Raw genomic sequence first — 8,598 nt, 5'->3', positions numbered from 1 at the left:
GGGGTGGGCAGCGCCTTCACCGTCGTGCGGGAGAAGGGCACGTACGTGCTGTTCACCATGGCCGCGGGCACGAAGGGTCTGACCACCGTCACGTCGTACTGGGCCTGCTCCCCCACCGGGCCCTGGCACGGCCCCGCCAAGGGGTTCGAGGCGCCCCTGCCCAGGGACGGCGCGGCGAAGAAGGACACGGCCGCCTACAACCCGCAGGCCCACCCCGCGCTCGGCGGCGACGGGCGGGTGGTGCTGAGCTACGACGTCAACTGGCTCGACCCGGTGCCCGCGAGCGCCCAGGCGAACGTCAGCCGGAACGTGTCGCTGTACCGGCCGCGCTTTGTGACGCTGCGGCTGTCGGAGCGCCGCTGAGCGCGTCGCCGCCGGGCTCCGGTGTGTCGCGCGAGCGGCGCTTGGCGATGACCGCGCAGACCATGAGCTGCATCTGGTGGAAGAGCATCAGCGGCAGCACCGCGAGGGAGGCGTCGGCGCCGAAGAGCACGGTCGCCATGGGCAGCCCCGCCGCGAGTGACTTCTTCGAACCGGCGAACTGGATAGCGATGCGGTCGGCCCGGCCGAAGCCGAGCCGCTTCGCCCCGTACCAGGTCAGCGTCAGCATCGCGGCGAGCAGCAGCGCCTCGACGCCGAGCAGCGCGAGCAGCCGCCACGGGGTCACCTGGGACCAGATGCCCTGCACCATGCCCTCGCTGAACGCGGTGTAGACGACGAGCAGGATCGACCCCCGGTCGACGTGTCCCAGGACCTTCTTGTGCCGGGTGAGGAAGCCGCCGACCCAGCGGCGCAGGAGTTGTCCGGCGAGGAACGGCACCAGGAGCCGCAGCACGATCCGCACGAGCGAGTCCGCCGAGAAGCCGCCGCCGCTGTCGCCGAGGAGCGCCGCCGCGAGCAGCGGGGTCAGCACGATGCCGGCGAGGGAGGAGAAGGAGCCCGCGCAGATCGCCGCGGGGACGTTGCCGCGGGCCAGGGAGGTGAAGGCGATGGACGACTGGATCGTCGAGGGCACCAGCGTGAGGAAGAGGAAGCCGCTGTACAGGGCGGGGGTGAGGGCCCAGGGCACGAGGCCCCTGCCCGCGAGGCCGAGCAGCGGGAAGACGATGAACGTGCAGGCCAGGACCGTGACGTGCAGCCGCCAGTGCTTGAGTCCGTCGAGCGCCTCGCGGGTGGAGAGCCGCGCCCCGTAGAGGAAGAACAGGAAGGAGACGGCCGCGGTGGACGCTCCGGACGCGAGGTCGGCACCCGTGCCGCGCGCGGGCAGCAGGGCGGCGATCCCCACGGTCGCGAGCAGCGCCGCGATGTAGGGGTCGACCGGCATCCAGGACGGCCACTTCAGGCGTTTCATACGGTGCTTCACTGCTCCACTGCTTCTGGGACGCCCGCGTACCGGCGGGTGCCGGTCCCGGGCCGAAGGCGCGCGTACCGGCGGGTGCCGGTCCCGGACCCAGGGCGGTCCTTGCCCTGTCCACGATCCTCCTGACCAGGGACATGATCCTCCTGACCAGGGGCATCGGGAATCCCGTACACCGCTCTGACTGTCATCATGCTTCGTGATGACCGGCGCTAGGGTGGGAGGCGTGTACGACCCCGCGCAGCTCCGTACGTTCCTCGCCGTCGCCCAGACGCTGAGCTTCACCCAGGCCGCCCGGCGCCTCGGCCTGCGCCAGTCCACCGTGAGCCAGCACGTGCGCCGCCTGGAGGACGCCGCCGGACGGCAGCTCTTCACCCGGGACACCCACTCCGTGGAGCTGACCGAGGACGGCGAGGCCATGCTCGGATTCGCGCGCCGCATCCTCGCGGCGCACGAGCAGGCGGCGGCGTTCTTCACCAGGACCCGGATCGGCGGGCGGCTGCGGTTCGGGGCGTCGGAGGACTTCGTCCTGACCCGGCTCACCGACATCCTGGAGACCTTCCGGCACGAGCACCCCGACGTCGATCTGGAGCTGACCGTCGAGCTCTCGGGGACGCTCCACGAGCGGCTGGCCGCGGGCAAGCTGGACCTGGTGCTCGCCAAGCGGCGGCCGGAGGACCCGCGCGGCGAACTGGTCTGGCACGACGACCTGGTCTGGATCGGCTCCGAGCGGCTGCGCCTCGACCCCGAGCGCCCGGTGCCGCTGATCGTCTACCCGCCGCCCGGCATCACCCGCGCCCTCGCCCTGGAGGCGCTCGACCGGCGGGGCCGCGCCTGGCGCGTGGCGTGCACGAGCGGCAGCCTCAACGGTCTGGTGGCGGCGGCCCGCGCGGGCCTCGGCGTGATGGCCCACTCGCGCGGCCTCGTCCCGCCGGGCCTCGTCCCCGTCCCCGACCGGGCGGGCCTGCCGGAGCTTGGCTCCGTCGACTTCGTGCTCCTGCACGGGGAGCGCCGGACGGGTGCCGGGGGCGCCGCCGACGCGCTGGCGGCGGCGATCCTGGCGGGCGGCGACCGGCTGCACCGGGCCCGCCGCTGACGTCCCCGGGGAGCCCTCTCAGCGCAGCGGCCTCGGATACGTGAGCTGCTTGAAGCGCCGCAGGTAGGGCGCGGTCTCCACGTGCCGCACCCCTTCGAGCGGGCCCAGCGTCCGGCTCAGATAGGCGTAGAGCTCGGCCGTGTCCCGGGTGAGGACGCTGGCCACGAGGTTGGAGGGCCCGGTCGTCGCGGAGGCGTGCGCGACCTCGGGATGCCCGGCCATGGCGCGCCCCACCGCGTCGAGCGAACCGGGCTCGACGGTGATCCAGAGCAGGGCCGCGGTGGCGAATCCGAAGCGCTCGGTGTCGTACTCGGTGTCGATGTAGAGGGCCCCCGAGTCCAGCAGCGCGGCGAGGCGGCGCTTGACGGAGGACTCCGGGCGGCCGGTGGCCCGCTGGAGCTCGGGGTAGGTGGCACGCCCGTCCGTCTTGAGCGCGGCGACCAGCGGCTCGTCCTCGGCGGTGATGCGGGCGCGGGCCCGCGGAGTCTCCGGCCGGTCCGGGCGCAGGGCCGCCGCCTGCCCGGCGTCGAGCGGGCGGTGCTTGCCGATCCAGCCGGTGCGCCCGCCGTAGAAGCGGTGCAGGAACTGGTGGGCGGTGATCCCGACGATCTGCCGGGTGCGCAGGAGCTTGCCGAACATCAGGTCGTCGTAGTCGCCGGGCGTGCGCGGCAGGGTCATGCAGACCACCTCGGTGCCCGCCGACGTGAGGTGCACCCACGCCGTGTCGGGGCGGCGGGCCAGGGCGGCGGCGATGTCCTGGGCGCCGTCGGGCGCGCAGCGCAGCCGCAGCATCCACTGGTCCCTGCCGAGCCGCTGGGTGTCGCGGACGCCGACGACGCGCAGGCCCGCCTCGGCGCACATGCGGCGGTAGCGGCGGGCGACGGTCTGGTCGGAGACGCCGAGCACGGCGGCCACCCGGCTGAAGGCGACCCTGCCGTCGATCTCCAGGGCGTGCAGCACCTTCAGGTTGAGGTCATCGAAGATCTCGGATTCCGCCATCGAACCGGCCCCCACTGTCGAATAGCGCCACTTGACAGGTCGACGGCACCGGGATCGTCCGTCGTCGGCCCATCGTACGAGGGCACGGAGAGCGGCCGCCGCGGGCGGCGCACCAGCGGGAACGGAAGCGGGAAGAGGGACGTGGGGATGCGTAAGTGGGGACCGCTCACGGCGGTGTCTCTGGGGACGTTCATGCTGTTGCTGGACGTGACGATCGTCGTCGTGGCGCTGCCCGACATGGCGCGGGCGCTCGACGCCTCGCTCGGCGACCTCCAGTGGGTGATCGACGGCTACGCGCTCGCGCTGGCCGCGCTCCTCCTGGGAGTGGGCGCGGCGGCCGACGTGCTCGGCAGAAGGCGGCTCAATGTGGCGGGCACGGCGCTCTTCGCCGTGGCCTCGCTGGCCTGCGGTCTCGCCTCGGACGCGGAGCTGCTGGTGGCGGCGCGCGCCCTCCAGGGCGTCGGCGCGGCGGCCATGTTCGCGACGACGCTGCCGCTGCTCGGCGCCGCCTATCAGGGCCGGGACCGGTCGATCGCGCTCGGGGTGTGGGGTGCGGTGAGCGGGGCGTCGGCCGCGCTCGGCCCGATCGTGGGCGGGGTGCTCACCGAGGGTCCCGGCTGGCGCTGGATCTTCTTCGTGAACCTGCCGGTGAGCGTGGCCTCGATCGCGCTGACGCTGCGCGTGGTGCCGGAGTCCAGGGCGCCTGCCGGACGGCGGGTCGACTGGGCGGGCACGGCGGCGTTCGCGGGCTTCGCGGGCGCGGGGACGTACGGCGTGCTGCGCGGCGGCAGCGACGGCTGGACCTCGGGGGTCACGGTCGGCGCCTTCGCGCTCTCGGCGCTCGCGCTGCTCTGCTTCGTGCTCGTCGAGCGGCGTGCCGCCCATCCGCTGCTCGACCTGCAACTGCTGCGCGAGCCCGCGTTCACCGGGGTGCTGCTGGGCGCCGTCGGGTACAACGCGGCGGCCTTCGGCGTCATCCCCTACCTCTCCATCTGGCTCCAGACGGTGCTCGGCATGAGTCCGGTGCGGGGCAGTCTGGTGCTGCTTCCGCTCGCCGCGACGTCGTTCGTGGTGGCGGCGGTCGGCGGGCGGCTGCTGCACGGGGTGGCGCCGCGGCTCGTCATCGGGTGCGGGCTGCTGCTGATCGGCGCGGGCGGGCTGTGCATGGCGGTGCTCGACGCCGGTTCGTCCTGGGCGGCGCTCATACCGGGTCTGACGCTCGCGGGCGTCGGTACGGGGCTGGTCGCGCCGGGTCTGGCGGGAGCGGCGCTCGCGGCGGTGCCGCCGGTGAACGCCGGGATGGCGGGCGGCGCGGTGAACACCTTCCGCCAGCTCGGCTACGCGGTCGGGGTCGCCCTCTTCGGCACGGTCCTCACCTCGCGCATGGCGGAATCGCTCGGCCATGACGCGGCGCACACCGTCGCGGGCGGCGGCGCGGACGCCCTGCGCGGCACGGTCTCCGGCCACGCGGTGCGCGCCGCCTTCGCCGACGGGCTCAACGGGGCGTCTCTCGCCGCGGGCGTGACGGGGCTTGTCGCGGGGGCGCTGGTGCTCGTGATGGTGCGGACGCCGGGCAGGCGGGCGGCCGGGCCGAGCACCTCCGCTGCCGCGAGCCCCTCCGCTGCCGCGGGCCCGCCCGTCGCCGTGCGGGCGCGTCGTGGCTGATCGCGCAGGTCCCCGCGCCCCTGACGGGGCGCCCCCCCGGGGGCGCGGGGACCCGCGCGATCAGCCGCGGCGAACCCGCGGCCGAAGTCCACATGGCGCACACCCCCGGTGGCGGATCTTCCCGCACGCCGGGCGAAGCCACAGGTCAGACCCGCACCGCCAGAGGCACGAGGTGGCGCAACGCTGCCGCAACACCACCGCGGCCACCGCGCCGGTACGTTCCCTGCCATGCCAGCCGAACACAGCCACGCCTCCCCTCCGGTCGCCGCCGCGCGGCGTCGGCGGCTCCGTGCTGACCAGGCACGGCAGCTCGCCGATCTGCTGCGGCACCAGATCATGACAGGCGGCTTCCTGCGCGGCGTTCTGCCGCTGGAGGACGCCATCGCCGCCGACTACCGGGCCAGCCGCAACACCGTACGGCAGGCCCTGGACCTGCTGCGCGGCGAGCAGCTCGTGGACCGCAGGGCCGGGGTCGGCACCGTGGTGGTCTGCGAGAAGTACCCGCACGCCCTCGACCGGCTCCAGGGTCTCGCCGAGATCCTGCACGAGCACGGGCGGGTCACCAACGAGGTCCGCACGGCCGGTCCGGTCAGCGCGCCAGGACCCGTGGCGCACCGGCTCGGGCTGCCCGACCACACCGACGTGCTCTGCATCGAGCGGCTGCGCCGCCTGAACGGCCTTCCGCTCTCCCTCGACCTGTCGTACCTGCCCCTGGACATCGGCGGCCAACTGCTCGGCCGCGACCTGGAGAACACGGACGTCTTCCGCCTCCTTGAAACCGTGACCGGCGGTCCCCTGGGGCACGCCGGGATGACGCTCGAAGCCGTGAACGCCGACACGCACTCCGCCGCTGTCCTCGAAGCTCCGCGCGGGAGCGCCGTCCTGATGCTGGAGCGGCTCACCCATCTGCCCGACGGACGCCCCGTGGACCTGGAGTTCATCCGTTTCCGCGGGGACCGCATCACCATGAGCGGCGTCCTGCGCCGCACCGTCTGACCCTCCGCCGCCCCTCCTTCGGCCCACCTCTGGAGTTCCGCCATGCCTGTTGTGCCGCAGCGCGCCGACGTGCCCGTGACCATCGACGCATCCCTGTGCATCGAGGGCTGCACCCTCTGCGTCGACATGTGTCCGCTCGACTCGCTCGCGATCCGCGAGGACGACGGCAAGGCGTACATGCATGTCGACGAGTGCTGGTACTGCGGCCCGTGCGCGGCCCGGTGCCCCACCGGCGCGGTCACCGTCAACATGCCCTACCTGCTCCGGTGAAGGGCCCGACTCCGATGACGCGCAAGACCACCACCACGGCCCGGCTCCTGCCGCTCGCCCTGCTGCTGCCGCTGGCCACCGCGTGCGGCGGCGTGGCCGGGGCCGACGACTCCGGCACCGTCACGGTGACCGTCGGCTACCAGTCGAAGACCATCAACACCGTCACCGCGGGCACCCTGCTGCGCTCCCTCGGCTACTTCGAGGAGGAGCTGGCCGAGCGCGGCAAGCGGGACGGTAAGAAGTACGAGGTGAAGTGGCAGGACTACGCCACGGGCGCCCCGATCACCGCCCAGATGACCACGGGGAGGATTGACATCGGGTCGATGGGTGACTATCCGCTGCTGATCAACGCCGCCCGCGGCAAGCAGCTCGGGCAGCCGACGCGGCTCGTCTCCGTCACCGGCTACAACCTGCGCGGCGGCCTCAACACCGTGGTCACCAGGCCCGGTTCCGCGCTGCGCTCGCTGTCGGACCTGCGCGGCAAGAAGGTGTCCACCAGCGTCGGACCGGCCGCCGACGGCACCCTGATCCGGGCCCTGGAGCGGGCCGGGCTCGACCCGGACAAGGACACGTGCGGCACTCCGGCGCCCTCGCCATGGGCATGGACGGCGTCAACAACGCGGTCATCCCGGGCCGCGCCGAACCGGACGACTACGTCGCGGAGATCACCCGTGCCAACGACGGCGTCGACCAGTCCACGGTCCGGCAGACCGCCACCCGCGGCTTCGCGATGGTCAAGCGCCTGGAGTCCTACGGCGTGAAGTTCGAGAAGGACGAGCACGGCGCGTACGCGGTCCGCCAGGTGCACCGCTCCGGCTCGTACGTGCTGCCGATGCCCGAGGGCAAGGACATCAAGAAGGTCCTCTACCGGCAGCTCAGACGCCGCGAGATGCGCGAGCGCATCCGCATCGAGAACCGGGTGATGCCGGTACGGGTGCTCACGGTGGCGGGGCGTGCCGTCGGCGCGGCGGGATTCCACACCCGCACCGGCGAGTTCGTCACCGTCAGGGCGGGCGCGGTGATCCTCGCGACCGGCGCCTGCGGGCGCCTCGGCCTGCCCGCGTCCGGCTACCTCTACGGGACGTACGAGAACCCGACGAACGCGGGCGACGGCTACGCGATGGCCTACCACGCGGGGGCCGCGCTCACCGGGATCGAGTGCTTCCAGATCAACCCGCTGATCAAGGACTACAACGGTCCCGCGTGCGCGTACGTCGCCAACCCCTTCGGCGGCTACCAGGTGAACCGGCACGGCGAGCGGTTCGTGGAGTCGGACTACTGGTCGGGGCAGATGATGGCGGAGTTCGCGGCGGAACTCGCCTCCGACCGGGCCCCGGTGTACCTGAAGCTCAGCCACCTCCCCGAGGAGACCATCGGCGCCGTCGAGTCGATCCTGCACACCACGGAGCGGCCCACGCGGGCCGCCTTCCACGAGGGGCGCGGCCATGACTACCGCACGCACGACATCGAGATGCACATCTCCGAGATCGGCCTGTGCGGCGGGCACTCGGCGTCCGGGGTCCGGGTCGACGCGCACGCCCGCACCACCGTGCCCCGCCTGTACGCGGCCGGTGACCTGGCCTGCGTACCGCACAACTACATGATCGGCGCGTTCGTCTTCGGCGATCTGGCGGGGGCGGACGCGGCGCGGTACCGCGCCTACGGGGGCGAGCTGCCCGGCGATCAGCTCGCCGCCGCGCACGAGCTGGTCTACCGGCCGCTGCGCAACCCCGACGGGCCGCCGCAGCCGCAGGTGGAGTACAAGCTGCGGCGGTTCGTGAACGACTACGTGGCGCCCCCGAAGGCCGGGGCGAAGCTGTCGCTGGCCGTCGAGGCGTTCGAGCGGATGCGGGGCGAGATCGCCGGGATGGGGGCCCGGACCGCCCATGAGCTGATGCGGTGCGCGGAGGTGACCTTCATCAGGGACTGCGCGGAGATGGCCGCCCGTGCCTCGCTGGCCAGGACGGAGTCGCGCTGGGGCCTGTACCACGAGCGCCTCGACCATCCCGAGCGCGCCGACACGGACTGGCTGCACCACCTGGACCTGCGCAAAGCGCCGTCCGGGGCGATGGAGTTCACGGCCCGCGCGATCGAGCCGTACGTGGTGCCTGTGCCGGAGTTCGCCCCACGGCCCGGCGCGGACCGGCCGCTCGGCGAGGTCGCCCTGGTGCCGGTGGCGACGGCGGGCCCGAGGAACACGGCACCGGCACCAGGG

Annotated in this window: 7 protein-coding genes and 2 pseudogenes; 7 read left to right on the top strand and 2 right to left on the bottom strand. The window is 73.4% G+C overall.

Annotated elements, in window-relative coordinates; genetic code table 11:
• Positions 1 to 363, top strand: a pseudogene (locus tag AB8Z36_RS22215) (hypothetical protein); the annotation flags it as partial.
• Here AB8Z36_RS22215 and AB8Z36_RS22210 read toward each other — a convergent pair.
• Complete coding sequence (locus AB8Z36_RS22210) at positions 299 to 1,351, bottom strand: bile acid:sodium symporter family protein (RefSeq protein WP_369215115.1); 1,053 nt, start codon at positions 1,349 to 1,351, stop codon at positions 299 to 301. The pseudogene AB8Z36_RS22215 and the gene AB8Z36_RS22210 sit on opposite strands and share 65 nt — an antisense overlap.
• 232 nt (positions 1,352 to 1,583) lie before the next feature.
• On the opposite strand from AB8Z36_RS22210, the gene AB8Z36_RS22205 reads away from it, so the two are divergent.
• Entirely contained in the window at positions 1,584 to 2,453 is an 870-nt protein-coding gene (locus AB8Z36_RS22205; protein WP_369215114.1) for a LysR substrate-binding domain-containing protein, read from the top strand.
• Positions 2,454 to 2,471: 18 nt separating this feature from the next.
• Here AB8Z36_RS22205 and AB8Z36_RS22200 read toward each other — a convergent pair whose 3' ends face one another.
• Positions 2,472 to 3,452: an Lrp/AsnC family transcriptional regulator gene (locus AB8Z36_RS22200; protein WP_369215113.1), complete on the bottom strand. Its 981-nt coding sequence runs from the start codon at positions 3,450 to 3,452 to the stop codon at positions 2,472 to 2,474.
• A gap of 147 nt (positions 3,453 to 3,599) precedes the next feature.
• On the opposite strand from AB8Z36_RS22200, the gene AB8Z36_RS22195 reads away from it, so the two are divergent.
• The 5 genes and pseudogenes from AB8Z36_RS22195 to AB8Z36_RS22175 form a co-directional block, all read left to right on the top strand.
• Positions 3,600 to 5,117, top strand: coding sequence for an MFS transporter (locus tag AB8Z36_RS22195; RefSeq protein WP_369215112.1), 1,518 nt, complete (start codon positions 3,600 to 3,602; stop codon positions 5,115 to 5,117).
• A gap of 228 nt (positions 5,118 to 5,345) precedes the next feature.
• The gene (locus AB8Z36_RS22190) at positions 5,346 to 6,113 is read left to right on the top strand and encodes a GntR family transcriptional regulator (protein ID WP_369215111.1); all 768 of its coding nucleotides are present in this window, start codon (positions 5,346 to 5,348) and stop codon (positions 6,111 to 6,113) included.
• Positions 6,114 to 6,155: 42 nt separating this feature from the next.
• Positions 6,156 to 6,383, top strand: coding sequence for a 4Fe-4S dicluster domain-containing protein (locus AB8Z36_RS22185; protein WP_369215110.1), 228 nt, complete (start codon positions 6,156 to 6,158; stop codon positions 6,381 to 6,383).
• 14 nt (positions 6,384 to 6,397) lie between these two features.
• Positions 6,398 to 6,952: pseudogene (locus AB8Z36_RS22180) on the top strand (ABC transporter substrate-binding protein); the annotation flags it as partial.
• Positions 6,953 to 6,978: 26 nt separating this feature from the next.
• Positions 6,979 to 8,598, top strand: a 1,620-nt coding sequence (locus AB8Z36_RS22175; RefSeq protein WP_440581968.1) for a fumarate reductase/succinate dehydrogenase flavoprotein subunit, incomplete at its 3' end; no start/stop codon positions are given.

The sequence above is a fragment of the Streptomyces flavofungini genome (assembly GCF_041028215.1).
In the GTDB taxonomy this organism is placed as follows: domain Bacteria; phylum Actinomycetota; class Actinomycetes; order Streptomycetales; family Streptomycetaceae; genus Streptomyces; species Streptomyces flavofungini_B.
Note: the sequence above shows the minus strand (reverse complement) of the source record. Positions and strands in the feature narration are given on the sequence as shown.